Source organism: Streptomyces sp. NEAU-YJ-81 (assembly GCF_017592595.1).
GTDB classification, from domain to species: domain Bacteria; phylum Actinomycetota; class Actinomycetes; order Streptomycetales; family Streptomycetaceae; genus Streptomyces; species Streptomyces hygroscopicus_B.
The window spans coordinates 1-25729 of sequence record NZ_JAGFNO010000013.1 but is presented as its reverse complement, the minus strand read 5'-3'; the positions used below and the strand labels follow the sequence as shown (position 1 = coordinate 25729).

Sequence of the window (25729 nt, the reverse complement as noted above, 5' to 3'; positions counted from 1 at the left end):
GCTGGAGAGCGAGCGTTGGACGTCAGACAACTCAAGGCACTCGTCACGGTCGCCGAGGTCGGCAGCGTCACCCGGGCCGCGGAGTTGCTCCATCTGGTCCAGCCCGCGGTCACCCGGCAGATCCGCACCCTGGAGCAGGAGTTGGGCGTCCCCCTCTTCGAGCGGACCCGGCAGGGCATGCGGCCCACCGAGGCCGGCGCGATCATGGCCGACCGCGCTCGCCGCGCCCTGAACGAGCTGGAGCGCGCCCGTGCCGAGGTCCAGCCGACCCCGGGCGTGGTGACCGGCATCGTCACCGTGGGCCTGCTGGAGAGCACCACCGATCTGCTGGCGGAGCCGCTGGTGTCCGCGCTCGCCCGGGACCACCCCGGAATCGAGCTGCGCCTGATGACGGCGTACTCCGGGCACCTCCAGCAATGGCTGGACGACGGCGACCTGGACCTCACGCTGCTCTACAACCTGGCGGGCACACCCTCGCTGAACCTCCGCCCCCTGGTGCGCGAGCGGCTGTGGGCGGTCGCGCCGCCGTCCGAGGGGCTGCGTGGCGATCAGCCCGTCCCCTTCGTGCGGGCCGCCGGGCATCCGCTGGTCATGCCCGCGGCCGGGCACGCCCTGCGCAGCCTGATCGACGGGGCCGCCGGACGGGCCGCGGTCGAGATGGATGTCGTCGTGCAGACCAACTCCATGCGGGTGCAGAAGCAACTCGTCCGGGCCGGGCACGGCTGGACGATCCTGCCGGGGCTGGGCATCGCCGAGGACGTGGCCGATGGCACACTCAGCGCGGCACCGCTGTGCGCACCCGACGTATGGCGCTCGATCGTCCTCGGGACGTCGAGAGCCGGGCGGACACCACCAGCGGTGGAGGCCGTCGCCCGGGAACTGCTCCACCAGATCACCTCGGCCGTGGACCAGGAGCGGTGGCCCTCCGCCCAGCTGCACACGCGGGCCGCACCCACCGAAGACACCTGAAGCCCGAAGCCCGAAAAACGACACGTGAAGCCCGAAAGGCCAGAGACACCCATGGCAAGCACCGACGTCCATCAGCAGGTCAGCGGCCACGCCCGCGCGCTGGACGGCACCCTTCTCGCCTATCAGCACCACGGCGCCGGACGGCCCCCGCTGGTGCTCCTGGCGGGCCAGGCCAACAACCACCACTGGTGGGACGGCATACGGGCGGACTTCCACGCCACCCACACCACCCTCACCATGGACTGGCGTGGCACGGGGGAGAGCGAAAAGCCCGACCACCCGTACTCGACGCCGGGCTTCGCCGACGATGTGATCGCCGTCCTCGACCAACTGGGCATCGAGCGCGCCGATCTGTACGGGACCTCCATGGGAGGGCGGGTCGCCCAGTGGGTCGCCGCCCGCCATCCGCACCGGATCCGGCGGCTCGTCCTCGGCTGCACCTCGCCCGGCGGGCCCCATGCGACGGAGCGCGACATGGCGGTGCGGCGCTCCCTGGCCCAGGCCGACGCGCGGGCGGCGAACGAGGCGCTGATCGACCTGATGTACACCCCGGCCTGGCGGTCCGCACACCCCGGGCCCTATACGACCCTCGGCGCCCCCGGCATGCCCCCGCACGCCCGGCGAGGCCACCTGGTGGCCAGCAATCAACACGACGCCTGGGACGCCCTCCCGCTGATCACCGCGCCCACCCTGATCCTGCACGGCGCGGACGACCGGCTCACCCCGGCGGCCAACGCGCCGCTGCTCGCCTCGCGCATCCCCCAGGCGCGTACGCACATCTTCGAGGGCGCGCGGCACGGCTATTTCCAGGAGTGCCGCCCGGCGGCGGCGACGATCGTGTCGTCGTTCCTGGCGGAGGAGCCCTTCCTGGTCTGACCACCTAGTCACGAATGAGGAGGGACAGAAGAACCATGCGACCCACCCCGCCCCCGCTCAGCTCGTATGTCGCGTCCTGGACCCCGGGACCGGTCACGGCCGAGGACGCCCTGCCCGTCGGCCCCGTCGCGGCCCTGTCGGCGGTCCTCGACCTGCCCGAGGCCGTGGCGAAGGACGGTGAGCCCCTGCCACCGCTGTGGCACTGGCTCTACTTCCTGCACTGGCCGGCCCAGCGGGAGCTCGGAGCCGACGGACACCCCAGGGACGGACACTTCCTGCCGCCCATCCCGCACCGGCAGCGGATGATCGCCGGAGGACGGTGCGAGATCACCGAGCCGCTGCGCCTCGGTGAGCCGGCCGAGCGCGTCAGCAGCCTGGGCACGGTGACGGCCAAACACGGGAGCACGGGGGAGCTGCTGTTCGTCACCGAGCGCCGGGAACTTAGCCAGCGTGGCCGGACCTGCCTCGTCGAGGAGCAGGACATCGTCTACCGGTCGGGGCGCGGCTCCGTGCGCCACCACCCGGCCGCCCTCGACGAGTCCGCCGCCCCCGACCCCGACGGGACGTGGCAGCTCCCGCTGCACCCGGATCCGACACTGCTGTTCCGGTTCAGCGCGCTCACCGCCAACGCCCACCGCATCCACTACGACACGCCGTACGCGCAAGGGGAGGAGGGCTACCCGGGTCCCGTCGTCCACGGCCCGCTGCTGGCCCTGCTCATGCTCGAACTCGTCCGCCGCCACGCCCCGGCGCGGCGGGTGGCATCGCTGTCCTACCGACTGCGGCGGCCCCTGTTCGCCGGGGAACACCTCCTGGCGTCCGGCACACCCTCCGGCAGCGGCGCCGACCTGCGCACCGCCACCCACCGGGAGGCCCGGCACGCCACGGCGGAGGTGACATTCGCGTGAGGGCGTGCCGGGACCGTACGGCCGGGACGTCGCTCAGGGGGCGTCCGCCGTCTGGAGCGACCCGTTGTGCGTGTCGGCGGTGCGCTGCTCATGGCGTATCGCCGTGTAGACGCCGCGCGGTGTGATCCGGGCGCGCAGGAACACCACCGTCAGCAGGGCCGCCGCCGTGCCGACGAGCGGCACCGCGAAGGCGGCGCTCGCGCCGAAACCGTCCGCCAGCTGTCCGGCCGCCGTCACCGCCGCGGCCTGCCCCAGCGCGACCGAACCGGTCAGCCAGGTGAACGCCTCGGTCCGGGACGTGGCCGGGACCAGGGCCTCCACCAGGGTGTATCCGGTGATCAGCGCCGGTGCGATGCACAGGCCCGCCAGCAGCCCCAGCCCGCCCAGCGGCAGTGGCGCGGGCACCACCCACAGCGTTGAGCAGATCAGCGTCAGTGCGGCGTAGGAGGTCAGCAGTCGCCGCCGGGGGGAGGTGCGCCAGGCGATGGCGCCACAGGCCACGCCCGCGAGCATGTTGCCCGCCGCGAAGACGCCGTACAGCACACCGTTGAGGGCCGGTTGGCCGTGTTCCTGGGCGAAGGCGGTCAGGGCGACCTGCATCCCGCCGAAGACCGAGCCGACGCCCAGGAAGGCCACGGCCAGGACCCGCACGCCCGGTACGGACAGCGCCGAGGCGGGCCGCTCCCGGGTGTCCGCCCGCACCGCGCTCAGCGGCGGCGCGGTACGGCGCTGGGCCGCGAAGAGCAGTCCGCCCACCAGCGTCAGCGCCGCCTCCGCGATCAGGCCGGACGCCGGGTGCACACCGGTGCTCAAACCGGTCGCGAGAACGGGGCCGATGACGAACGTCAGCTCGTCCGTCACGGACTCGAACGCGGTCGCGGTCGCCAGCAGCGGATGGCGTCCCGAACGCGGCCCGGATCCGTCCGGGGCGCCGTCCCCGAGGGCGGCCGCCCAGCGGGCCCGCACCATGGGCCCGACCTGCGGGACGGAAGCGCCCGTCGGCACCGCGGCGGCGATCAGCGCCCACAGTGGCGCGTGGGCCAGGGCGAGCGCCGTCAGCAGGGCGGCGGCCGCCGCGTGGAGCAGCACACCCGGCACCAGGACCGCGCTCTGCCCGTGGCGGTCGGCCAGCTTGCCGCTCTGGGGAGCGAACAGCGCCATGGACACGCCGGTGACGGCCGCGACCGCACCGGCGAGCCCGTACGACCCGGTGGTGTGGCGCAGCAGCAGCACGATGCTGATCGTCAGCATCGCGAACGGCTGCCGGGCGGCGAAGCCGGGCAGCAGGAAGGTCCATGCGCCCGGTGTGCGCAGCAGGTGCCGGTAGCCGGCGCGCTGTGCGGGAGGAGGGGTGGTGCTGGAGACCGCGGATGCCACGGCCGACGCCTTTCCGCCGCCTGGTAGCGCACCCGGGCCGGCATGGCGGAGTGCGCCGAGAGCTGTCCTCTCGCGCTGGACCGGGGTAGATACCGGGTCCGCGCCGATGAGGAGGCAGAAAGGACCGCGGCCGCCGAGCGGTCGCGCCAGCTCTGCGTCAGGCAGAGTGGTTCGTTGCTTGCGGCGTCATCGTACAGGGAGGCCGCCACCTCGCCGGTGGCGGCAGGTGTCGTACGAGGTCAGGCGCCGGGCAGGGGGCGGACGGTGAGGATCTGCTGGGCGTGTCCGATCGGACCGCGCAGGTCGTGCAGCACGGTGCTGGTGATGCCCTGGCCGGTGGGACCGAAGGTGACCGTGGTGTCCAGCCCGGCCCAGCCGCCCTCGGGCTGGCGGTGGAGGTGGAGGGTCAGGTCGACGTTGGGGAACATCCAGGCGGTGGGCGGCTGCCGTACGGCGATCCCGTTGGCGGTGTCGACGAGCGCGATGTACGAGGCCAGCGGGGTGCTGGTCTGCCCGGCCACGAGGGTGAGCGGGGTGGAGACCCAGACGGTCGCCCGGCCCGGCTGGGGTGGCGCGAGCGGACGGGAGTCCAGGGAGGCGATATACCCGCCGGGCCACAGGGAGCCCATCGACCAGGGGGCGAGCTTCTCGGGAGGGGTGAGCCGGTCCCCGGCGCCACCGGCGACGGCCGCGGTGTCCACGGTGGCGAGGAGCCACGCACGGGCCCGGACCACGGGGCGGTCGGCGATGAGCACGACGGCCTCGATGAGTTCAATGGTGCGGCCGGGCCGGACGGTCTCCACCCGGATCTCGCACTCGTCGAGGGCGAGGCGCCCGAGGATGTCGAAGCTGATCCGGCTGAGCAGCAGCCCGGTGTGCGGGCGGGTGGCGAGGTGGCGGTCGATGGCGTGGACGATGAGACCGCCGAGCGGGCTGAAGTGCTGTTCGTCGGTGCTCCAGGCGCCACTGACGTGTGCGGTGGGCTTGTAGCGGTGCTCATCGATCGGCTCGTAGTAGCTGTCGGTCGTCAACGGGGACTTCTCCTCGGGCGGGAACATCGTGGTGATCAGAGGGCGTTGACCAGGATGACGTATACAGCCGGGTGGACGCCGCCCCGCGTCGAGCGCGGGCGCCCTGGCGCGGGCCACTGACGAGCGCGATCGGAGGGCACCCGGAGGCAGTTACTCAAGATCCTTGAGTAACTGCTCTTGATCAAGGGTTGCGTAACCCCCTAAGTTGAAAGTAACAACAGGTGGCATGAACCTGTTCAGCCGCAGTACCTCCCGTCGCGCGGTCGCCAACGCCGCACCGGCGGTCCCCCCTGCCCGGGCGACGTCCGGCGCCGTCGCCGTGCCGGATACCGGCCTCGCGGCTCTCACCGGAGAATGGATCGTCGATCCGGCCCATAGCCGGATCGGTTTCTCCGTCCGGCACGCCATGGTGAGCACGGTACGTGGCGCCTTCACGGAATTCGAAAGCCGCCTCTACTTCGACGGCCGCGACCCGCGCCGTTCCCGGGCCGAGGTCCTGCTGTCCACCGCCAGTGTCCAGACCGGTGTCGAGCAGCGCGACGACCACTTGATGGGCCGCGACTTCCTGGACGCCAGAACCTACCCCCACATCCGGTTCGCGAGTACCGCCGTGGATGTCGCGGGCCCGGACGTCTACCGCATGATCGGGGACCTCACGATCAGAGACATCACCCGCCCCGTCGTCCTGGAACTCACCTATATCGGGTACGTCACGGACCCCTTCGGCTACCAGCGGGCGGGCTTCGACGGCACCACCACCATCAACCGCTCCGAATGGGGCCTGACCTACAACGCCCGACTGGCCGAGGGCGGCGCGCTGGTGAGTGAGAAGGTCCGCCTCCAGTTCGACATCGCCGCCATCCGCACCGTCCCCGCCGCCTGAGGAGCCCCGGACCCGGAAGGGCGCTCTCCGTCTGCCGTCTGCGGAGGAGGGTGCTGAGGGGGGGCGGGCGGCGTCGGAAGGGGACCGGCGCCGTCACATCGGCTTCGCGGGCGCGGTGGTGAGGTCCAGGTTGTCCTCGACCCACAGGCGCAGGTTCCTGAGCGGGACGGACGCGCTGTGGCCCAGGGGAGAGAGTTCGTACTCCACGTGGAGCGGGACGGCGGGGTAGACCGTCCGCTCGATGAGACCGGCGTCTTCGAGGCGGCGCAGCGTCTGGGTGAGCACCTTGGGGCTGATCCCCTGAAGGCGGCGCTGCAGTGCGCCGAACCGGAGCGGGCCGTCCTCCAGAGCCCCGATGGCAAGCGCCGACCACTTGTTCGCGAGCAGATCGAGCATGGCGCGGCACGGGCATTGGGCCTCGTACACATCATGATGGTCGTGCTGGCCTGTGTGGCATCGCGTGCTCATGGAGGGACCTTCCGGGCGCTGGTACTACCCAAAAGGTAGCAGTGTCCCTTGTGGGTAACCAGGCCCCTGCGGTTAGCGTGCGAGCGCGCCCGGAAGAGCGGGCGTGACGAGAACGATGAGCTCAGGAGGCACACGTGGCCAGGTCCATGATGCGTGCGGTGGTGCAGGACGCGCTCGGCGGCCCGGAGGTGCTGCGCGTCGCGGAGGTCCCGCGGCCGGAGCCGCTGCCCACCGAGGTGCTGGTGCGGGTGCGGGCCGCCGGTATCAACCCGGTCGACTGGAAGACCCGTCAGGGCGGCGGTATGGCGGGTGTGCTCGGCGAGCCGCCGTTCACCCTGGGCTGGGATGTCTCCGGTGTGGTCGAGGAAGTCGGATTCGGGGTGACCACGCTGGCCCCGGGCGACGAGGTGTACGGGATGCCGTGGTTCCCCCGTCAGGCCGGTGGCTACGCCGAGTTCGTCACGGCTCCGGCCCGCCAGTTCGCCCGAAAGCCGGCCACGTTGAGCCATGAGGAGGCGGCCGCCGTGCCGCTGGCGGCGCTGACGGCCTGGCAGATCGTGGTGGACACCGCGCATGTGACGGCCGGGCAGCGGGTTCTGGTGCACGCCGCCGCCGGTGGCGTCGGGCACTTGGCCGTCCAGTTCGCACGGCACCTGGGGGCGCGGGTGGTGGGGACCGCCCGGGAGAGCCGGCACGCATGGCTCGGCCGGCTCGGGGCGGCGGAGCTGGTCGACTACACCGCGCAGCGCTTCGAGGACACGGTCGAGGACGTCGATGTGGTGATCGACCTTCTGGGCGAGGACCACGATGCCACCAGCACCCGTTCCCTGAAGGTGCTCAGGAAGGGCGGACTGCTGGTGGCCGTCCCCAGTGGCGTCGCCCCCGAGGTGCAGCAGGCCGCGGACGCCCGTGGGATGCGCACCAGCGCCTTCCTCGTCGAGCCGGATGGTGCCGCCCTGACCACGATCGCCGGACTGATCGACAAGGGTGAGGTCGCGGTCGAGGTCGAGGAGGTCTTCCCGCTGGAGGAGGCCGCCCGCGCCCACCGCCAGGGGGAGGACGGCCACACCCGAGGCAAGCTGGTCCTCCGCGTCGGCGCCTGATCCGCTGCGCGCCGACGGCGGACGCCCGAGGCCCTCTCGCACCACCCATCACATCAGCCCGAAGGAGACGCGCATGTTCTACGAGATCCGCCGTTACCAGATCAGGCCCGGCCGCCGGGAGGAGTGGGTCAGCTTCTTCGAAGAGGTGATCATCCCCTTCCAGGAGTCGAAGGGGATGAACGTCATCGCTTCGTTCATCGACGAGGAGGATCCCGACCGCTACGTGTGGATGCGGCGCTTCGCCGACGAGGCGGAGCGGGAGCGGCTGTACGCGGCGGTCTACCAAAGCGAGCGGTGGCAGCAGGAGATCGGCCCCCGGGTCGAGGAACTGATGTTCCGGGAGAAGATCCAGGTCACGCGTGCCGTGCCCACGCCGGCTTCCGGGCTTCGCTGACCGCGTCGGCTCCACCGATGAGCGCATCATGACGGCCACGGCCGTCCGCCGCTGACGCTCGACGGTCCCGTCCCGCCCGGAACCACACGGTTCCGGGCGGGCACGTCGGGTTACCCGGAGACGGTCCGGGCAGGGACGGGGGCGGCGGCTTCGGCGTCGCCCTGGCCGCTGCCGCGGCGCAGGAAGTACACGCCGACGGTGGCGAGCAGCGAGGCCGCGGAGAGCGCGTAGAGGCCGCCGTTGGTGCTGCCCGTCGTCTCCTCCAGGTAGCCGAAGAGGGTCGGGGAGACGAACCCCCCGAGGTTGCCGAGGGAGTTGACGACGGCGAGCCCCGCGGCCGTGACCCTGAGGTCGAGCGTGGACTGGGCCAGCGGCCAGAAGAGGTTGGCGGCGCATTTGCTGCCGATGGCGGCCAGGGTGACGGCAGCGAGGCCGAACCACGGGGAGCCGAGGGTGGCGAGGAAGGTGCCGATGGCGGACAGCACCAGGACGATGGCGAGGTAGGGCCGCCGGTCGGGCATGCGGTCGGTGTAGCGGCTCATCGTGTACATCGCGATGACCGCGCAGATCCACGGGATGGCCGTGAGCAGCCCGATCTGGAAGGACGAGAGCCCGCCGATGTCGTCGACCAGACTCGGCAGCCAGAACGTGATCGCGTATCCGGTCAGCGCCATGGCGAAGAACACGCCGGTCAGCAGCGCCACCTGGGGATGGACCACCAGGCGCAGCCTGGACACCTGCGGTTCGCGGCTGCGCGCCTCGCGGTCCCGGCCGACCGCCGCGCCGAGGGCGGCCTTCTCCTCGCCGGTCAGCCAGCGGGCGTCCTGGATCCGTGAGACGAGGAAGAAGGCGGCGACGATGCCCACGATGATCGAGATGGCGCCTTCCAGCGCGAACATCCAGCGCCAGCCGGCGAATCCGCCCAGGCCGTGCATTTCCAGCAGTGCGCCGCTGATGGGGCCGGTGACGATGTAGGCGGTCGCGGAGCCGCCGAGGAAGAGGGCGCTGGCCCGGCCGCGGGCGGAGTCCGGCAGCCAGGTGGTGAGGTAGTACATGACGCCGGGGAAGAACCCCGCCTCCGCGATGCCCAGCAGGAACCGCAGCACGTAGAAGGAGGTGGCCCCGGACATGAAGCACATGGCGAGGGTCACCGCGCCCCAGCTGATCATGATCCGGGTGAGCCAGACGCGGGCGCCGAAGCGCTCCATCAGCATGTTGCTGGGGACTTCGAGCAGGGCGTAGCCGATGAAGAACAGACCGGCGCCGAGTCCGTAGGCCGCGCTTCCGATGCCGATGTCGGCCTTGAGGTCGTCCTGGACGAAGCCGACGTTGGTGCGGTCCATCTGGTTGACCACCAGCATGAGGACCAAGATGGGCATCACACGCCGCAGAAACTTGGTCACGGCCCGTTCGACGAGCTCCGAGGAGGCGGCCGGATCAGGGTCGGGGGCGGGTGGATTCACCATGCCGGCTCTCCTCGCGTCGTTCATACACTTGAACACTCATGAAGTGTGTGCAGACTTTACGATCACCGTTCCTGCGGGTCAATGACTCCGGAAGCAACAATTCCGTGGGATTACGCATGAGTTATGGCTGGTGGTTTGCCTTCTCCTGGCCCGGGCATGCCCCTTGGTAGGGTTCACACATCTACCATTTGTTCAACCATATGAATGGACGTCGATGTTTGACGGAGCACCCCTGCGCATCACGGATGTCACCATCACCCCCGTCGCCTTCCGCGACCCGGCCCTGCTCAACTCCGTCGGCGTCCACGAGCCCTTCGCGCTCCGCTCGATCGTGCAGATCCACACCGACGAGGGTCTGACCGGGCTCGGCGAGACCTACGCGGACGAGCTCCACCTGGAGCGCCTCGCGGCCGTCGGAAACGAGATCGTCGGGCTCGACGCCTTCGCCACCGAGGAGCTGCACCAGCGCGTCCAGCGGGTCATCGAACGCGTGGGCGGCGCCGGTGGCTCCGGGCTCACCGGCATGATCACCACCAGCAGCACCGTCGACCGGGTCGCCTCCCCGTTCGAGGTGGCACTCCTGGACATCCAGGGCAAGGCCGTCGGGCGCCCGGTGTGCGACCTGCTCGGCGGCGCCGTGCGGTCCGCGGTCCCCTTCAGCGCCTACCTCTTCTACAAGTGGGCCGCCCACCCCGGCCAGGAGCCGGACTCCTGGGGCGAGGCCCTCGACCCCGACGCCATCGTGGCGCAGGCCCGGCGGATGGTGGACGACTACGGCTTCACCGCGATCAAGCTGAAGGGCGGCGTCAGGCCCCCGGAGGAGGAGATCGAGGCGATACGGGCGCTGCGCCGCGCCTTCCCCGACCATCCGCTGCGCCTGGATCCCAATGCCGTCTGGACGACACAGACGTCGGTGAAGGTCGGGCGCGCGCTCGACGGCGTGCTGGAGTACCTGGAGGACCCCACCCCCGGGATCGACGGCATGGCCGCGGTCGCCCGCGAGGTCCCCATGCCACTGGCCACCAACATGTGCGTGGTCGCCTTCGATGAGCTGGCCCCCGCGGTGGCCGCCGACGCCGTCCAGGTCGTCCTCTCCGACCACCACTACTGGGGCGGACTGCGCCGTTCCAAGCTGCTCTCCGGTATCTGCGACACCTTCGGCATGGGCCTGTCCATGCACTCGAACTCGCATCTGGGGATCAGCCTGGCCGCGATGACCCACCTGGCCGCGGCCACCCCGAACCTCACCTACGCCTGCGACACCCACTGGCCCTGGAAGACCGAGGACGTGATCGTGGACGGCGCGCTGACGTTCGCCGATGGCTCGGTGCCCGTGCCGACCGCCCCCGGCCTCGGTGTGGAACTGGACCCCGACGCCCTGGCGCGGCTGCACGAGCAGTACGTCCACTGCGGACAGCGCAACCGCGATGACACCGGGTACATGCGGCGCTTCGACCCGTCCTTCCAGGCCGACCTCGCCCGCTGGTAGGCCCCGCTGGTAGCCCGCCGCCACCCCTGCTCACCTGCCGGAATACCTCGATTGAAGGAGGCGGGCCTCGGTCACCTGGTGTACCCGGATTTCGGCTAAGCGTACGAAGCTGCAGGCCAGGACGTTTCCTTAGCCTCTGAGGGACGGAAAAGACGCCGAAACCCTCGGAAGTGCTGAGACTTGTCTTCTGCTCCTCGCGTACGTACCGCCCCTGATCGGACCGATCGCCGCCGCCGCATGCTGGGCGCGGCGATCGCGGCCGGCCTCGCCGTCGGCGCGCTGACCGCACCCGCGGCAGGCGCCGTGGGCCACCACGCACGGCACGGCTCCGGGACGGCCGCCCCCAAGGCCGACACCGGCTCGCCGGTGCGGGTGAACCAGGTCGGCTATCTGACCCACGGCCCCAAGAAGGGCACCGTGGTCACGACTGCCACCAAGCCGCTGACCTGGACGCTCCGGGCTGCCGACGGCACCAAACGGGCGAGCGGGACCACCCACCCCGCGGGCGTCGACCCGAGCTCCCGGCAGAACGTCCAGACCTTCGACTTCGGCAAGGTCACCGACGCGGGCGAGGGGTACACCGTCACCATCGACGGGAAGAAGAGCGAGCCGTTCACCATCGGTGACCACCTCTACCGCTCGCTGCGGAGCGACGCGCTGGCGTACTTCTACCACAACCGCAGCGGCATCAAGATCGACGCGGACCTCGTGGGCCCGAAGTACGCCCGCCCCGCGGGCCATGACAAGGCCGCCCCGCACCGGGGCGACACCGACGTCCCGTGCCAGAAGGGCGAGTGCGACTACCGCCGGAATGTCTCCGGTGGCTGGTACGACGCCGGTGACCAGGGCAAGTACGTCGTCAACGGCGGCATCTCGGTGGCCCAGCTGATGTCCGCGTACGAGCGCACCCACACCACCAAGGGCGTCGACCCCGCGCCGCTCGGCGACGGCCGGCTCCGGGTGCCCGAGCGTGGCAACGGTGTCCCGGACATCCTGGACGAGGCCCGCTGGGAGATGGAATTCCTTCTGCGCATGCAGGTGCCCCAGGGCAAGCCGCTCGCCGGTATGGCGTTCCACAAGGTGCACGACAAGCAGTGGACCGGGTTCCCGACCCGGCCCGACCAGGACAAGCAGCAGCGTGAGCTGCACAAGCCGTCCACCGCGGCCACGCTCAACCTGGCGGCCTCCGCCGCGCAGAGCGCCCGCGTCTTCAAGTCCTACGACCCGGAGTTCGCCGCCCGCTGCCTGCACGCGGCCCGGACCGCGTGGGACGCGGCCAAGGCACATCCGAAGATCTTCGCCAGCGACAAGGACTCCACGGGCGGCGGTGCCTACGGCGACCGGTACGTGGGCGACGAGTTCTACTGGGCCGCGGCCGAGCTGTTCCTCAGCACCGGTGATCACACCTACGCCAAGGCGGTGCTCGGCTCGCCGCTGCACCGCGACGTCGACGCGCTCTTCCCGCGCGGCGGCGGCATGTCGTGGGCCTCGACCGCGGGCCTCGGCGCGCTCGACCTGGCCACCGTCCCCAACAAGCTCACCGCGAAGCAGCGCGCCGAGGTGCGCACGATGGTGACGAAGGCCGCCGACCGCTACGCCGCGGACTCCGCGAAGTCGGCCTACGGCGTTCCGTACGCGCCGAAGGACGGCAAGTACGAGTGGGGCTCCAACAGCCAGGTGCTGAACAACATGATCGTGCTCGCCACCGCACACGACCTGACGGGCAAGCCCCGCTACCTCGACGCGGTGCTCCGCGGCATGGACTACGTGCTGGGCGGAAATCCGCTCAACCAGTCCTATGTCACCGGCTACGGCGAACGGAACTCGCACAACCAGCACCACCGCTTCTGGGCGCACCAGCGTGACCACAAGCTGCCGCATCCGGCACCCGGTTCGCTGGCCGGTGGCCCGAACTCCGGGCTGCAGGACGTGGTCGCCAAGAAGAAGCTGAAGGGTTGCGCCCCGGCGATGTGCTACACCGACAGCCTGATGGCGTACTCCACCAACGAGATCACCATCAACTGGAACGCCCCGCTGGCCTGGATCGCCTCGTACGTCGATGGCCTGGGCGGCGGTGCGGCGGACAAGCCCGTGAGCTGACCCGGCCCGCGCCCGGCCCCTCCGGCGGCGCGGGGGCCCCCCCCGCGGGGGGGGGGCGCCCGGGGGGGGGGGGGGGGGGGGGGGCGCGGGCCCCGCCCCCCCCCCCCCCCCGCCGGCGCCCCCCCCCCCGGTGGGGGGGGGCCCCCGCCGCTGTGGCGTATGCGGGAGTGGTCAGCAGGTGGCGTTCGTCTGGGTGAGCAGTCCCAGCCGCCAGGGGAGTTGTGAGTAGTCCCCGCCGGCCGAGGGGTTCATGCCCTGGTAGAGGAATTGGAGACGACACGGGTTGATGGTCATGGTCTGGTCGTTTCCGGTCCGGATGAGCTCACCGTGGCTGATGTCGCGGGTCCAGGCCCCGGCCGGGAAGGACACGTTGTTGCTGCGCGCGAAGGGGTTGGACTCGGTGGCCGCCAGGGGCTGCCACTGACCGGTGAGCCCCTGGGCGGTGAAGGAGCGGTAGTAGCGCCTGCCGTCGCTGCCGATGGCCTCCATCATGAGCAGATAGGTGTTGGTCCCCTGTACGCGGTAGACGGCCTCGCCCTCGAACAGGGCGAACTTGGAGTCTTGCAGGACGAGTTGGGTGTTGCGGAAGCCGCCCGGGAACTCGCCGACGGTGGTCTCCGAGCGGAAGAGGTGGCCGTTGTCGTCCGAGGAGAACAGATAGCACTTGGTGTCGTCGCAGATGACCCAGTAGTCGAGCGTATTGGCGCCCGCCGCGTTGTCGAAGGTTTTGGGCGCCGACCAGCTCTGGGGGTTACCGGGGTCGGTGCTGGTGGAGTAGGACGGCGGGCCGGTCTGGTACACGAGGTACCACAGGCGTTTGGGCGCGAAGTAGAACACCTGGGGAGCGGCGGCGTACCGGGTGCCGATGTTGGGGTTGGTGTCCAGATAGGTCAGCGGGGCCGAGCTCGCCTGCGACCAGTCGGTGAAGCTGGTGTAGGCCATGCTCCAGGCGCCCGCGGTGTTCGCGGTCGTCATGAAGACATGCCACTTGCCGCCCGCCTGGATCACGGTCGGGTCCTTGACGGAAACCACGGGATGGCTCGCATCGGGTTTGGGGGCGATCAGCTCGCCGCTGGAGGACCACTGGAAGCTGCCGGGCAGCTGGGCGGTGGCTCTCTCGGTGGCCGGTGCGCTCGCGCCCTGGGCGGCGGCCGGCCCCAGGGGGAGGGCGAACAGCGACATCGCCAGACCTAACAGGAACACCACCGCCGCGTGGCAGGGGCGGGGATGAGGACGTCGTCCGGGTGGAAGCATGCGGGGCTCCAAGGGGCGGTCGGAGGCCCGCCGCACGAGCACCGCGGGCGCCTTCGTGGATCCGGCACGGTGGCGCGTGGGGAGGGCCTTACCGGAACGGATGGTGCGGGGGTGCGGGGTGCGGGTGCTGTCGTGCTGGGCGCGTTGACGTGCGTTCGATATATCGAATGCCGGCCGGTCATTCGGACGCCCTGGATGATAGAGGACTCACCCGGGGCGTCAATACCTCTCGTGCCACCAGGGAAAGCGCACGGCCAGGACGCCCGTCGAGGGGTGCCCTGGCCGTTGTCGCGCGCGGTGGAGCGAAGACCTAGTCGGCGCCGAACTCCATCGCGGCGCGGTCGAGCAGCGTGTCCTGCCCGGACACATGTCCGTCCGAGGCGATCGCCTCGGAGGCGCCCTGGGGCATCGCGCCGATCAGCCCGGTCGAGGCCGCCTGCGCGGCGCCGATCAGCGCCGGATGCGCGTTGCCGACCATGCCAAGACCGGCGTACTGCTCCAGCTTGGCGCGCGAGTCGGCGATGTCGAGATTGCGCATGGTCAGCTGGCCGATCCGGTCCACCGGCCCGAAGGCGGAGTCCTCGGTCCGCTCCATGGAGAGCTTGTCCGGGTGGTAGCTGAACGCCGGTCCGGAGGTGTCGAGAATGGAGTAGTCCTCACCGCGCCGCAGCCGCAGGGTCACCTCGCCGGTGATCGCCGCACCGACCCAGCGCTGCAGCGACTCGCGCACCATCAGCGCCTGCGGGTCCAGCCAGCGGCCCTCGTACATCAGCCGGCCGAGCCGCCGTCCCTCGCTGTGGTAGGTGGCGACGGTGTCCTCGTTGTGGATCGCGTTGACCAGCCGCTCGTACGCCGCGTGCAGCAGCGCCATACCCGGTGCCTCGTAGATGCCCCGGCTCTTGGCCTCGATGACGCGGTTCTCGATCTGGTCGGACATGCCCATGCCGTGCCGGCCGCCGACGGCGTTGGCCTCCAGCACCAGATCGACGGCGGAGGCGAACTCCTTGCCGTTGATCGTCACGGGGCGGCCCTGCTCGAAGCCGATCGTGACGTCCTCGGCCGCTATCTCGACCGCCGGGTCCCAGAACCGCACGCCCATGATCGGCTCGACGAGCTCGATGCCCGTGTCGAGGTGCTCGAGCGACTTGGCCTCGTGGGTCGCGCCCCAGATGTTGGCGTCGGTCGAGTAGGCCTTCTCGGTGCTGTCCCGGTAGGGCAGGTCGTGGGCGACCAGCCACTCCGACATCTCCTTGCGGCCGCCGAGCTCGCTGACGAAGTCGGCGTCCAGCCACGGCTTGTAAATCCGCAGGGAGGGGTTGGCCAGCAGGCCGTAGCGGTAGAACCGCTCGATGTCATTGCCCTTGAAGGTGGAGCCGTCGCCCCAGATCTGCACATTGTCCTCGAGCATGGCGCGCACCAGCAGAGTGCCGGTGACCGCCCGCCCGAGCGGGGTGGTGTTGAAGTAGCTGCGGCCGCCGGAGCGGATGTGGAACGCCCCGCAGGCAAGGGCCGCGAGCCCCTCCTCCACCAGGGCCGCCCGGCAGTCGACCAGCCGGGCGACCTCCGCGCCGTACGTCGTGGCGCGCCCGGGGACCGAGGCGATGTCGGGCTCGTCGTACTGGCCGATGTCGGCGGTATAGGTGCAGGGCACCGCGCCCTTGTCGCGCATCCACGCGACCGCTACCGAGGTGTCGAGGCCGCCGGAGAAGGCGATCCCGACGCGTTCGCCGACAGGGAGGGAGGTGAGAACTTTGGACACAGCAGGAGTATGCAGTCTTATGCATGATCATGCAAGCGCTCCTGGTAATGCTCGTGATCCAGCGCCTCGTCCCGCGCTTCGCCGGGCCGGGAACCGGGGCGTCCGAGTGGTTCTGGGCGGCTCCGGGCGGCGAAGCGCGGGGGCGAGGGTCACGAGGTCAGGTACGCCTCCACCTCACTGAGCTGGGCCGCCGGCCAGCCCGTGTTGCCGGTGACATTGAGCTTCAGGTAGCGCACCTGCGTGGTGCCGGGCAGGTCGACGGTGACCTTGTTGCCGGTCGCCGGGTCGAAGCGGTAGCCCTGCGAGCCCACCACCGTCGAGTACGCGGAGCCATCCGCGCTGCCCAGCACGGACAGGGTCTGGGTACGGGCACCCCACGCGGAGGAGGGCGGCAGCTTCAGCACCAGCCGGCGGACGGCCTGGCTGGAGCCCAGGTCCACGGTCAGGGCCTGCGGAAAGGCGTTGTTGGCCGACTCCCAGTAGGTGCCGGCGTCGCCGTCCACCGCCTTGCCGGGGGTGTAGACGTCCTGGGAGCCGGTCGCGGTGGCCGGGCGGCCCTTGGCGAGGTTGCGGCCCGGGTCGGGGTCCGGGTTGCCCTGGCCGGGCTGGGGCCAGGTGGAGCAGTCCGACCAGTCGCTGCTCCAGCCGGAGTTGCCGCCGCCGTCGGCGACCTCGAAGGTGCCCGAACCGGCCGGGAACGGGCAGTTGTAGACGCCCGCCACGCCGACGCTGGAGGCGGTGACATTGCTGAACTTCGCCGCTCCCTGCGCCTCGGCCTGGACGACGACCGTTCCGGGGTTGGTCACGGTCGCGCCGGTCACATTGACGTTCTTGACCGCGTAGCCCCGGCCGCCGCCGGAGACGAACTCGAAGGCGCTGTACGGGCTGTCCGTGATGGTCGTGTTGGTGACGTTGACGGTGGCGTCGATCGCGCTGTCGTAGGAGTCGACGCGCAGGGCGCCCATCGGATGGTTCCAGTTGGGGTTCATGGCGCCCGCGCGGATGAGCGTGTTGCCGTCGACCGTGATGGTGCCGGCCAGCGGGTGGAAGGGGTCCAGGAACTTCTGGTTGGAGATGGCGATGCCGCTGCCCAGGGCATTGGTGTCGGAGATCAGGTTGTTCTTGACCGTGATGTCCCTGCCGCCGTAGATCGCGATGCCATTGGCGAGGTTCGGCTGGGAGATGGTGTTGTTCTCGAAGCTGCTGCTCACGTCCGGGGAGTTCAGCGACCACATGGCGAGCGAGTCGTCGCCCTGGTTGCGCAGGAAGTTGTTGCGGACCCTCACCTCCTTGGCGCTGCCGTTGAGGTTGAGGCCGTCGGCGGTGGTGTCGAGGATGCGGTTGTTCTCGATCACGAGGTTGTCGTTGTTGCCGGTCAGCCAGAGACCGACCTTCAGATGCTGGAGCCACATGCCCGACACGCTGGAGCCCGGGCCGAGCGAGCCGTTGACGAAGTTGTCCGGGTTGGAGTCGACGCGCTCGGTGACCTCGCCGATGACCGCGAAGTCCTTGATGTGGACGTTGCCGGAGGAGCTGGTCTGGTCGATGAACCGCGAGCTGTGCACGACGGAGTGCCAGCCGCCGGCGCCCTGCAGGGTGACGTTCTGGACACCGCTCAGGGAGGAGGTCAGCTTGTAGTCACCCGGCGGGATCCAGACCACGCCGCCCTGGGCGGCGGCGATGGCGTCCCGGAACGCCTGGGTGGAGTCGCCCTGCCCGCTGGGGTCGGCGCCCTTGGAGGTGACCGAGACCGATCCGGCGGGCTGGCTCGCCGCCGCCGCGACCTGCTCGAAGTCGGCCACATCGACGGTGACCTGGGCGTTCGCCGCCTCGAAGGCGATCTTGTCACCGGCCTGGACGTTCTGGCCGAGCAGCAGCCGGGCGTTGTCGTAGAAGTGGTGGGTCTTCGACCCCATGATCCAGCCGGTGTCCACATACGAGTACTTGGACGTGACCGTGAGGGTCTTGGCCAGCTTGGTGCCGTTGACATAGACGTTGAGCGCGCCCGACTGGCCGTCGGGCACGCTGTAGGAGACGTTCACCGCGTTGGCGGCGCGCGGTGCGGTGAACTCGACGCGCTGGCCGGTGGCGAGGCGGACGGCCTGGCGTCCGGACGCCTCGGAGGCGAGCGTGCCCTGGGTGAAATCGGGGCCGATCTTCGTACCCGTGGTGGCGGCCGACTCGGCCTCGACCGAGGTGAAGGGCAGAGAGGCGCCCGCCGCCGCGTGTGCGGCCGTGGGGGTCAGGGTGACGAGCATGCCGGCCGCCAGGGCGACGGCCACGCCGATCGCCGACAAGCGCCTGGCGGATGCCGATGCGATGCTGCTGCTGTGCATGTGCTGATCCCTTCGTGGTGGGGGTGGGGATAGCGCGGTGCGGTGGGGGTGGTTCAGGCGAGCAGCCAGGCCGCCGTGTCCTGCGGAAGGCGGCCCTGGTCGTCCAGCGGGCCGCTGGAGAGCAGCAGCCGGGAGGTGCCGTGCAGCTCGGCGGGGGTGTCCGCGAGGTTGACCATGCAGACCAGGCCGTTGTCACGGGCGAAGGCCAGGACACCGTCGGCCGAGGGGAGCCAGGTCAGCGGCCCGTCGCCGAAACCGGGGGTGGCGCGGCGGATGCGGATCGCCTCGCGGTAGAGGGCGAGCATCGACCCCGGATCCGCCTCCTGCGTATCGGCCGCGTGCGCCGGCCAGTGCGCGGGCTGCGGCAGCCACGGCTCCTGGTGCGAGCCGAAACCGGCGTACGGCGCCTTGGCCCCCCACGGCAGCGGCACCCGGCAGCCGTCGCGGCCCGGGTCGGTGCCGCCGGAGCGGAAGTGCATCGGGTCCTGGATGCGGTCGCGGGGGATGTCGGCCTCGGGCAGGCCCAGTTCCTCCCCCTGGTAGACGTAGACGGCGCCGGGCAGGGCCAGCGACAGCAGGGCGGCGGCCCGCGCCCGCCGGGTGCCGAGGGCGAGGTCGGTGGGGGTGCCGAAGACCTTGGTGGCGAAGTCGAAACCGGTGTCCTCGCGCCCGTAGCGGGTGACTGTGCGGGTCACATCGTGGTTGCACAGCACCCACGTGGCGGGCGCGCCCACCGGAGCGTGTTCGGCGAGCGTCTCGTCGATCGACGCCCGCAGCCGCCGGGGCTCCCAGGGGCAGGCCAGAAAGGAGAAGTTGAAGGCGGTGTGCAGCTCGTCCGGGCGCAGATAGCGGGCGAAGCGCTCGCTGTCGGGCAGCCACACCTCGCCGACGAACACACCTCCGTGCTCGTCGGCCACCCCGCGCCAGGAGCGGTAGATGTCATGGAGTTCGTCGCGGTCGACATACGGATGCGGATCGCGGCCCTCGACGAAGTCGGGCAGTCGGGGATCCTTGGCCAGGAGGGCGGCCGAGTCGATGCGGACGCCCGCGACACCCCGCTCGAACCAGAAGCGCAGGATGTCCTCGTGTTCCTGGCGTACGGCCGGGTGCGCCCAGTTGAGGTCCGGCTGCTCGGGGGCGAACAGATGCAGATACCAGAGGCCGTCGGGCAGCCGGGTCCACGCCGGGCCGCCGAACTCCGACTTCCAGTCGTTGGGCGGCAGTTCACCGTGGTCACCGCGGCCCGGGCGGAAGTGGAACAGCTCGCGCTCGGGGCCGCCGGCGAGAGCGGCACGCCACCAGGGGTGCTGGTCGGAGACGTGGTTCGGCACGATGTCGACGATCGTGCGAATGCCCTGCTCCCGGGCCTCGGCGATGAGCTTCTCCGCCTCGGCCAGGGTGCCGAAGGCCGGGTCGATGGCGCGGTAGTCGGCGACGTCATAGCCGCCGTCCTTCATGGGCGACTGGTACCAGGGGCTGAACCACAGTGCGTCGACGCCGAGTTCGGCGAGGTACGGCAGCCTGGCGCGGACGCCCGCGAGGTCGCCGGTGCCGTCGCCGTCCCCGTCGGCGAAGCTGCGCACATACACCTGGTAGATGACGGCGGAGCGCCACCAGTCGTGGGGCGTCCGGGCAGGGGTGGGCTGGGCCACGGTGGATGCCTTTCTGTCGAGGGGGCGGTATCAGCCCTTCGTGCTGCCCGCGCTGATCCCGGCGATGATGTGCCGCTGGAAGACGAGGAACAGCGCGACCATCGGGATGCTGGCGATGACCATCGCGGCGATGAGCACGGTCAGCTGGATGTTCTGCGACAGCTGGACGAGTGCGACGCTGATCGGCTGCTTGCCGGTGTCGGAGAAGACCATCAGCGGCCACAGGAAGTCCTGCCACACCGCGACCAGCGCGAAGATCGACACGACGCCGAGCACCGGACGCGACATGGGCAGCACGATCGACCACAGGGTGCGCAGCTTTCCGGCGCCGTCGATCTCGGCGGCCTCCAGGACGTCGCGCGGGATCTGGTCGAAGAACCGCTTGAGGAGATAGAGGTTGAAGGCGTTGGCCACGGCCGGCAGCCAGATCGCGAGCGGGTCGTTGAGCAGGCTGGTGTGGATCAGCGGCAGATCGGCGACGGTCAGATACTTCGGCACGACCAGCGCCTGGGCCGGGACCATCAGTGTGGCGAGGATGCCACCGAGGATCACCTTGCCGAAGGCGGGCTTCAGTTTGGACAGGGCGTAGGCGGCGGCCGTACAGAAGACGAGCTGGAACAGCCAGGCACCGGTCGCCTGGACCACCGTGTTCCACAGATGCTGCGGAAGCTGCATCAGGTCCCAGGCGTCGGTGTATCCGCTGGAGTGCCACTGCTTCGGGACGAGAGAGGGCGGGGTCTGCGCCACCTCGTCCGGCGACTTCATCGCACCGGTCACCATCCAGTAGACGGGGAAGAGGAAGGCGATCGCGAACAGCACCACCACGGCCGTGAAGACCGTCCAGTAGACGGCCCGGCCGCGGGGGCGGGCCAGGGCGGCGGGGGAGACGAGGGTCCGGGTGCTCACGCTTCGTCCTCCCCGGAGCGGGTCAGCCGCAGATAGAGGGCGGAGAAGGCGCCGAGCAGCACGAGCAGCATGACGCTCAGCGCACACGCGCCACCGAAGTCGTTGTAGAGGAAGGCGTATTTGTAGATGAGGTAGAGGACGGTGACCGTGGCGTTCTCCGGGCCGCCGCCGGTGATCACGAAGGGTTCGGTGAAGACCTGCATCGTCGCGATGATCTGCAGCAGCATCAGCATCAGGATGACGAACCGCGTCTGGGGGATCGTGACATGGCGGACGCGTTGCAGCAGGCTCGCGCCGTCCAGCTCGGCCGCCTCGTACAGCTCACCGGGGATGGACTGCAGCGCCGCCAGATAGATCAGGACGGTGCCGCCCATATTGGCCCAGGTGGCGACGATGACGAGGGAGACCAGGGCGGTGTCGGCGCCGTTGGACCAGTTCGAGGTGGGCAGATGCGCGAAGCGCAGCGCCTCGTTGGCCAGCCCGGCGCCGGGATCGTAGAACCACTTCCACAGCAGGGCGCTGACCACCGGCGGGATCATCACCGGCAGATAGACCACGACCCGGAAGAACGCCTTGGCGTGCCGGAGTTCATTGAGGACGAGGGCGAGCAGGAACGGGATCGCGAAGCCGATGACCAGCGCCAGCAGCGTGAAGGTGAGGGTGTTCCGCCACGCCGCCGTGAACTCCGGATCGTGCAGGACCCGGGTGAAGTTGGCGGTGCCCACCCATTCGGGGGACGAGCCGGGCGTGTACTTCTGGAAGGCGATCACGACCGCGCGGATCGCCGGATACCAGGAGAACAGCGCGAAGCAGACGAGACCGCCGAGGAGGAAGCCGTACGCGCGGGCCTGGTCGGCGAGGCGGCGCCGCCCCCGACCCCCCGCCGGGGGCGGCGCCTGCACTGGGTGGACGGCGATCGCCTCGGCGGGCGGCCGCGCAGCGGTCTTGGTCATCGGGTCAGCCCCGGGCCAGGATGCTGTCGATCTTTCCGGAGGCGTCCTCGATGAGCTGGTCGATGTCGGCGTCCTTCTTGGTCAGGACGGCGGAGACGGCTCCGTCGAGCACGGAGTAGATCTGCTGGGCGTGCGGCGGCTCGATCTTCATCCGCAGCTTCTGATTGCCGTCCAGGAAGGTCTGGTAGTTGTCCACGGGGACATTGGCGTTGGCCTTCTTGACCTGCTGGTCCTTGGCGTCGGCGGCGCCGGTGAACAGCCGCGGCTCGGGCAGGCCCACCGGGGCGTCGTTCTTCTTGGCGCGGACGTAGTCGCCGAGGAAACCCTTGCCCGGGGTCAGGAACATATGGTCGAGCCACTTGAGGCCGGCCCGGATCTGGGCGGGGGTGTCCTTCTTCTGGAACATATAGCCGTCGCCGCCGATGAGTGTGCCCTTGCCACCGGGCATGGGGGCGATGGCGAGGTCCTTGTAGTTGCCGCCCTTCTCCTTCACCAGGATCGGGATGTTGTCGGGCGCGGCGAGGTACATGCCCAGTTTGCCCGAGCCCATCATCTGCTGGGCGTCGTTGATGACGAGGAGCTGCTTGCTGCCCATCGAGTCGTCCACCCAGCGCATGTCATGCAGATTCCGCAGGACGGCGCGCGCCTCGGGGGTGTCGATGGTGGCCTTCTCGCCGTCGGCGCTGATGACGTCGCCGCCCTGTGCGTACAGCTCCGCCGTGAAGTGCCAGCCGCCCTGGTTCTGTGCGCTGTAGTCCGCGTAGCCGACCGTGCCATTGCCCAGCGCGGCGATCTTCTTGGCGTCGGCGCGGACCTCTTCCCAGGTCATCGGCGGCTTGTCGGGGTCGAGTCCGGCCTTCTCGAAGAGCTTGCGGTTGTAGATCAGGCCCATCGAGTAGCCGGTGCGCGGGATGCCGTAGACCTTGCCGTCGACCGTGTAGATGTCGCGTAGCTGCTTCTGGAGGGTGGGGTAGCTCTTCAACTCCTTGACGTAAGGCGTGAGATCGGCCGCCTGGTTGATGTCGACGACATGCCGGGCGTCGGTGAAGTACGTGTAGAAGACGTTCTCCATCTGGCCGCCGGCCAGCTTGGCGTCGAAGGTCTTCGGGTCCTGGCAGGGGAACGCGTCATGCGCGACGACGTCGATGTCCGGGTTCTGCTTCTCGAAGGAGGCGATGTCCTCCTCGAAGAACTTGCGGTCGACCTTGGCGCTCTTGGGCGGCATGCAGTTGACGGTGATACGCGTCTTTCCGCCCGCCGAGTCGTCGTTCGACCCTCCGCAGGCGGTGAGGGCGAGGGAGCAGGCGCTGAGCGCGATGAGCGTACGGCGGAACCCGGTGCTTCTCATGGGTGGACCCCTCTGTACAGGAGCAGGGAAGCCCCACGGCCGCGAGCGGGGCGCACACAACCGTGAGTGCGCCGCACACTCAAGCACCGTCGACAACGGGCCGCAAGATGTCGCGTAGATTCTGTAATTATTCAACTGGACTGTGGATCAGGTGGATTGAGCCTGCCGCGCGCCTGCCGACCACTTGCCGACCCCCTGTCGACCGCCTGCCGAGCGCCCTGCCGACCGCATCTCGACTGGCCCCGCGCTCACTCCCGTGGCGCCTGCGCGGTGGAGCCGCGCACCACCAGCTCCGGCTCGAACAACAGCTCCTCGGACGGTACGGCCGCGCCGCCGATCTGTGCGTTCAGCAGCTCCACGGCCGCCCTGCCCATGGCCTCGATGGGCTGGCGGACGGTGGTCAGCGGCGGCTCGGTGCAGTTCATGAACGCGGAGTCGTCGTAGCCGACCACGGACACCTGCGACGGCACGCCGAACCCCTTGCGCCGCGCCGCCCGGATCGCCCCCAGGGCCAGCGGATCACTGGCGCAGATGATGCCCGTGACCCCCCGGTCGATCAGCCGGGAGGCCGCGGCGTGGCCGCCCTCGATCGAGAAGATCGCCCGGGCCACGAACTCCTCCGGCAGCCGGCCGGCGACCGCGCGCGCGGCGGCCAGCTTGCGTGCCGACGGCATATGGTCACCGGGGCCGAGCACGAGCCCGATCCGCTCGTGGCCGAGGGAGGCCAGATGCCGCCACGCCTGCTCCACGGCCACGGCGTCGTCGCAGGAAACGCCAGGGAAGCCGAGATGCTCGATGGCCGCGTTGATCAGCACCACCGGGATGTTGCGCTCGGCGAGCAGCCGGTAGTGGTCATGCGGCGCGTCGGCCTGCGCGAACAGCCCGCCCGCGAACACCACCCCGGAGACCTGCTGTTGCAGCAGCAGGTCCACGTAATCGGCCTCGGAGACCCCGCCCTTGGTCTGCGTGCACAGCACCGGAGTCAGCCCCAGTTGCGCCAGCGCCCCGCCGATGACCTCGGCGAACGCGGGGAAGATGGGGTTCTGCAGCTCGGGCAGGACCAGCCCGACCAGCCGGGCCCGGTCGCCCCGCAGCTGGGTGGGCCGCTCGTAGCCGAGGACGTCCAGCGCGGACAGCACCGCCTGCCGGGTGGCTTCGGAGACCCCGGGCTTGCCATTGAGCACCCGGCTGACCGTGGCCTCGCTGACACCGACCTTCTTCGCCACTTCAGCAAGTCGTCGCGTCATGCACGCAAGCGTAGCGCAAGAATTGCAAGTCGCTTGCGTAATGGGGGAGTAGATCGTGTGACCCCGGTGGTGGCCCGGCTCATGTCGCCCGGGTGACGGCCACCGCCGCTTTGAGATCCGCCCAGAACTCGGGCCGGATGCCAATACGGTAGCCCAGCCGGTAGACGGTGGTCCTGGTCCGGCCACGCACCCGCAGATGTACCTCGGTCGGTCCCGGGTGGGCCTGGAGGATCTCCTTGAGCTGCTGGACGGAGCGCGGTGTCACCCGCGCTTCGAGCATCTCCAGGCACAGCGGGGCATGGCGGGCGCTCAGGTCGGGGACCGCCAGTTCCATCGCCACCAGCCGGGGCACGTCCTCGCGTCTGTCGAGACGGCCCTTGACGAACACCACCGTGTCCTCGACGAGTTGGGCCGACACCAGTTGATAGGTGGCCGGGAAGAACATGCACTCGATGGAGCCGGCCAGGTCCTCCACGGTGGCGATGGCCCAGGCGTTGCCCTGTTTGGTCATCTTGCGCTGCAGACCGGAGATGATCCCGCCGACCGTGACGACCGCGCCGTCCGCGAAGTCACCGCCGGTGAGCTGCGCGACGGTGGCGTCCGCCGTGCCGGCCAGCAGTTGCTCCAGACCGAGGAGCGGGTGGTCGGAGACGTAGAGACCGAGCATCTCCCGCTCCTGGGCCAGCAGATAGGTCTTCTCCCATTCGATGTCCGAGAACTCGACGTCGAGGCCGAAGCCCGGCCCCTCGCCGTCCCCGCCGTCACCGGCCATGCCGCCGAAGAGGTCGAACTGCCCCTCGGCCTCCTTGCGCTTGACCGCGACCACATTGTCGATCAGCGCCTCGTAGTGCGCCGTGAGCCCCTTACGGGTGTGGCCCATCTCGTCGAACGCGCCCGCCTTGATCAGCGATTCGGTGGTGCGCTTGTTGCACACGACCGCCTCGACCTTGTCCAGGTAGTCCGGGAACGAGGCGTACTTCCCCTTGGCCTTACGGCCACGGATGATCGCTTCCACCACGTTCTGACCGACGTTGCGGACCGCCGTGAGACCGAAGAGGATCACATCATCACCCTGAGCGGTGAAGTTGGCCTCGGACTCATTGACGTTCGGCGGCAGCACCTTGATGCCCATACGACGGCACTCGTTCAGATAGACCGCCGACTTGTCCTTGTCGTCACGCACCGAGGTGAGCAGCGCCGCCATGTACTC

At 70.0% G+C, this 25729-nt stretch carries 21 protein-coding genes; 8 read left to right on the top strand and 13 right to left on the bottom strand.

Annotated elements, in window-relative coordinates; all coding sequences use genetic code 11:
• The first annotated feature begins 15 nt into the window (after nucleotides 1-15).
• From J5X86_RS25990 to J5X86_RS25980, 3 genes are read left to right on the top strand one after another with little or no spacing between them, the layout of a single operon-like run.
• Entirely contained in the window at nucleotides 16-969 is a 954-nt protein-coding gene (locus J5X86_RS25990; protein ID WP_208519139.1) for a LysR family transcriptional regulator, read from the top strand.
• Between the two features lie 51 nt (nucleotides 970-1020).
• Nucleotides 1021-1845 carry an alpha/beta fold hydrolase gene (locus J5X86_RS25985; RefSeq protein ID WP_208519138.1) on the top strand — a complete coding sequence of 275 codons (825 nt, stop codon included), beginning with the start codon at nucleotides 1021-1023 and terminating at the stop codon, nucleotides 1843-1845.
• Nucleotides 1846-1880: 35 nt separating this feature from the next.
• On the top strand, nucleotides 1881-2753 hold the full coding sequence (locus tag J5X86_RS25980) for a hypothetical protein (protein ID WP_208519137.1): 873 nt from the start codon (nucleotides 1881-1883) through the stop codon (nucleotides 2751-2753).
• Nucleotides 2754-2786: 33 nt separating this feature from the next.
• Here the strand turns inward: J5X86_RS25980 and J5X86_RS25975 are convergent, their stop codons facing one another.
• Together J5X86_RS25975 and J5X86_RS25970 are read right to left on the bottom strand one after the other, a co-directional pair.
• Nucleotides 2787-4130, bottom strand: a complete 1344-nt coding sequence (locus tag J5X86_RS25975; protein WP_208519136.1) for an MFS transporter — start codon at nucleotides 4128-4130, stop codon at nucleotides 2787-2789.
• A gap of 239 nt (nucleotides 4131-4369) precedes the next feature.
• Nucleotides 4370-5188 (bottom strand): thioesterase family protein, encoded by an 819-nt coding sequence (locus J5X86_RS25970; RefSeq protein WP_208519135.1) that lies wholly within the window; start codon nucleotides 5186-5188, stop codon nucleotides 4370-4372.
• A 199-nt stretch (nucleotides 5189-5387) separates the two neighbouring features.
• Between J5X86_RS25970 and J5X86_RS25965 the strand changes: the two genes are divergently transcribed.
• Entirely contained in the window at nucleotides 5388-6044 is a 657-nt protein-coding gene (locus tag J5X86_RS25965; RefSeq protein ID WP_208519134.1) for a YceI family protein, read from the top strand.
• A 93-nt stretch (nucleotides 6045-6137) separates the two neighbouring features.
• On the opposite strand, the gene J5X86_RS25960 is transcribed toward J5X86_RS25965, so the two are convergent.
• Nucleotides 6138-6470, bottom strand: a complete 333-nt coding sequence (locus tag J5X86_RS25960) for a helix-turn-helix domain-containing protein (RefSeq protein ID WP_228052623.1) — start codon at nucleotides 6468-6470, stop codon at nucleotides 6138-6140.
• Nucleotides 6471-6661: 191 nt separating this feature from the next.
• Between J5X86_RS25960 and J5X86_RS25955 the strand changes: the two genes are divergently transcribed.
• Nucleotides 6662-7615, top strand: coding sequence for an NADP-dependent oxidoreductase (locus tag J5X86_RS25955; protein ID WP_208519296.1), 954 nt, complete (start codon nucleotides 6662-6664; stop codon nucleotides 7613-7615).
• Nucleotides 7616-7688: 73 nt separating this feature from the next.
• Complete coding sequence (locus tag J5X86_RS25950; protein ID WP_208519133.1) at nucleotides 7689-8009, top strand: NIPSNAP family protein; 321 nt, start codon at nucleotides 7689-7691, stop codon at nucleotides 8007-8009.
• A 110-nt stretch (nucleotides 8010-8119) separates the two neighbouring features.
• Here the strand turns inward: J5X86_RS25950 and J5X86_RS25945 are convergent, their stop codons facing one another.
• On the bottom strand, nucleotides 8120-9475 hold the full coding sequence (locus tag J5X86_RS25945) for an MFS transporter (protein ID WP_208519132.1): 1356 nt from the start codon (nucleotides 9473-9475) through the stop codon (nucleotides 8120-8122).
• 214 nt (nucleotides 9476-9689) lie between these two features.
• Here J5X86_RS25945 and J5X86_RS25940 point away from each other — a divergent pair, with 214 nt between their 5' ends.
• Nucleotides 9690-10964, top strand: a complete 1275-nt coding sequence (locus tag J5X86_RS25940; protein WP_208519131.1) for a glucarate dehydratase family protein — start codon at nucleotides 9690-9692, stop codon at nucleotides 10962-10964.
• A 237-nt stretch (nucleotides 10965-11201) separates the two neighbouring features.
• Nucleotides 11202-13064, top strand: a complete 1863-nt coding sequence (locus J5X86_RS25935; protein WP_208519130.1) for a glycoside hydrolase family 9 protein — start codon at nucleotides 11202-11204, stop codon at nucleotides 13062-13064.
• A gap of 171 nt (nucleotides 13065-13235) precedes the next feature.
• On the opposite strand, the gene J5X86_RS25930 is transcribed toward J5X86_RS25935, so the two are convergent.
• The 9 genes from J5X86_RS25930 to J5X86_RS25890 all read right to left on the bottom strand — a co-directional run.
• Nucleotides 13236-14270: a non-reducing end alpha-L-arabinofuranosidase family hydrolase gene (locus J5X86_RS25930; RefSeq protein WP_208519129.1), complete on the bottom strand. Its 1035-nt coding sequence runs from the start codon at nucleotides 14268-14270 to the stop codon at nucleotides 13236-13238.
• A gap of 358 nt (nucleotides 14271-14628) precedes the next feature.
• Nucleotides 14629-16077 carry an argininosuccinate synthase gene (gene argG / locus J5X86_RS25925; protein WP_208519128.1) on the bottom strand — a complete coding sequence of 483 codons (1449 nt, stop codon included), beginning with the start codon at nucleotides 16075-16077 and terminating at the stop codon, nucleotides 14629-14631.
• Between the two features lie 149 nt (nucleotides 16078-16226).
• Entirely contained in the window at nucleotides 16227-18413 is a 2187-nt protein-coding gene (locus tag J5X86_RS25920) for a discoidin domain-containing protein (protein ID WP_208519127.1), read from the bottom strand.
• Nucleotides 18414-18466: 53 nt separating this feature from the next.
• Nucleotides 18467-20065 (bottom strand): glycoside hydrolase family 13 protein, encoded by a 1599-nt coding sequence (locus J5X86_RS25915; protein ID WP_208519126.1) that lies wholly within the window; start codon nucleotides 20063-20065, stop codon nucleotides 18467-18469.
• A 30-nt stretch (nucleotides 20066-20095) separates the two neighbouring features.
• Nucleotides 20096-20971, bottom strand: a complete 876-nt coding sequence (locus J5X86_RS25910) for a carbohydrate ABC transporter permease (protein ID WP_208519125.1) — start codon at nucleotides 20969-20971, stop codon at nucleotides 20096-20098.
• Complete coding sequence (locus J5X86_RS25905) at nucleotides 20968-21924, bottom strand: carbohydrate ABC transporter permease (RefSeq protein WP_078638748.1); 957 nt, start codon at nucleotides 21922-21924, stop codon at nucleotides 20968-20970. Before J5X86_RS25905 ends, J5X86_RS25910 begins: the two co-directional genes overlap by 4 nt.
• Before the next feature lie 4 nt (nucleotides 21925-21928).
• Entirely contained in the window at nucleotides 21929-23272 is a 1344-nt protein-coding gene (locus J5X86_RS25900) for an ABC transporter substrate-binding protein (RefSeq protein WP_208519124.1), read from the bottom strand.
• A gap of 248 nt (nucleotides 23273-23520) precedes the next feature.
• Entirely contained in the window at nucleotides 23521-24519 is a 999-nt protein-coding gene (locus J5X86_RS25895) for a LacI family DNA-binding transcriptional regulator (protein WP_208519123.1), read from the bottom strand.
• 79 nt (nucleotides 24520-24598) lie between these two features.
• Nucleotides 24599-25729 (bottom strand): OB-fold nucleic acid binding domain-containing protein (locus tag J5X86_RS25890; RefSeq protein ID WP_243981452.1); only part of this gene is annotated, 1131 nt, incomplete at its 5' end.

Coding starts and splice junctions, on each gene's coding strand:
- J5X86_RS25985 (WP_208519138.1), top strand. CDS start 1,021: ATGGCAAGCACCGACGTCCATCAGCAGGTCAGCGGCCACGCCCGCGCG.
- J5X86_RS25980 (WP_208519137.1), top strand. CDS start 1,881: ATGCGACCCACCCCGCCCCCGCTCAGCTCGTATGTCGCGTCCTGGACC.
- J5X86_RS25970 (WP_208519135.1), bottom strand. CDS start 5,188: ATGTTCCCGCCCGAGGAGAAGTCCCCGTTGACGACCGACAGCTACTAC.
- J5X86_RS25965 (WP_208519134.1), top strand. CDS start 5,388: ATGAACCTGTTCAGCCGCAGTACCTCCCGTCGCGCGGTCGCCAACGCC.
- J5X86_RS25955 (WP_208519296.1), top strand. CDS start 6,662: ATGCGTGCGGTGGTGCAGGACGCGCTCGGCGGCCCGGAGGTGCTGCGC.
- J5X86_RS25950 (WP_208519133.1), top strand. CDS start 7,689: ATGTTCTACGAGATCCGCCGTTACCAGATCAGGCCCGGCCGCCGGGAG.
- J5X86_RS25945 (WP_208519132.1), bottom strand. CDS start 9,475: ATGGTGAATCCACCCGCCCCCGACCCTGATCCGGCCGCCTCCTCGGAG.
- J5X86_RS25940 (WP_208519131.1), top strand. CDS start 9,690: ATGTTTGACGGAGCACCCCTGCGCATCACGGATGTCACCATCACCCCC.
- J5X86_RS25935 (WP_208519130.1), top strand. CDS start 11,202: ATGCTGGGCGCGGCGATCGCGGCCGGCCTCGCCGTCGGCGCGCTGACC.
- J5X86_RS25920 (WP_208519127.1), bottom strand. CDS start 18,413: ATGCACAGCAGCAGCATCGCATCGGCATCCGCCAGGCGCTTGTCGGCG.
- J5X86_RS25905 (WP_078638748.1), bottom strand. CDS start 21,924: ATGACCAAGACCGCTGCGCGGCCGCCCGCCGAGGCGATCGCCGTCCAC.
- J5X86_RS25900 (WP_208519124.1), bottom strand. CDS start 23,272: ATGAGAAGCACCGGGTTCCGCCGTACGCTCATCGCGCTCAGCGCCTGC.
- J5X86_RS25895 (WP_208519123.1), bottom strand. CDS start 24,519: ATGACGCGACGACTTGCTGAAGTGGCGAAGAAGGTCGGTGTCAGCGAG.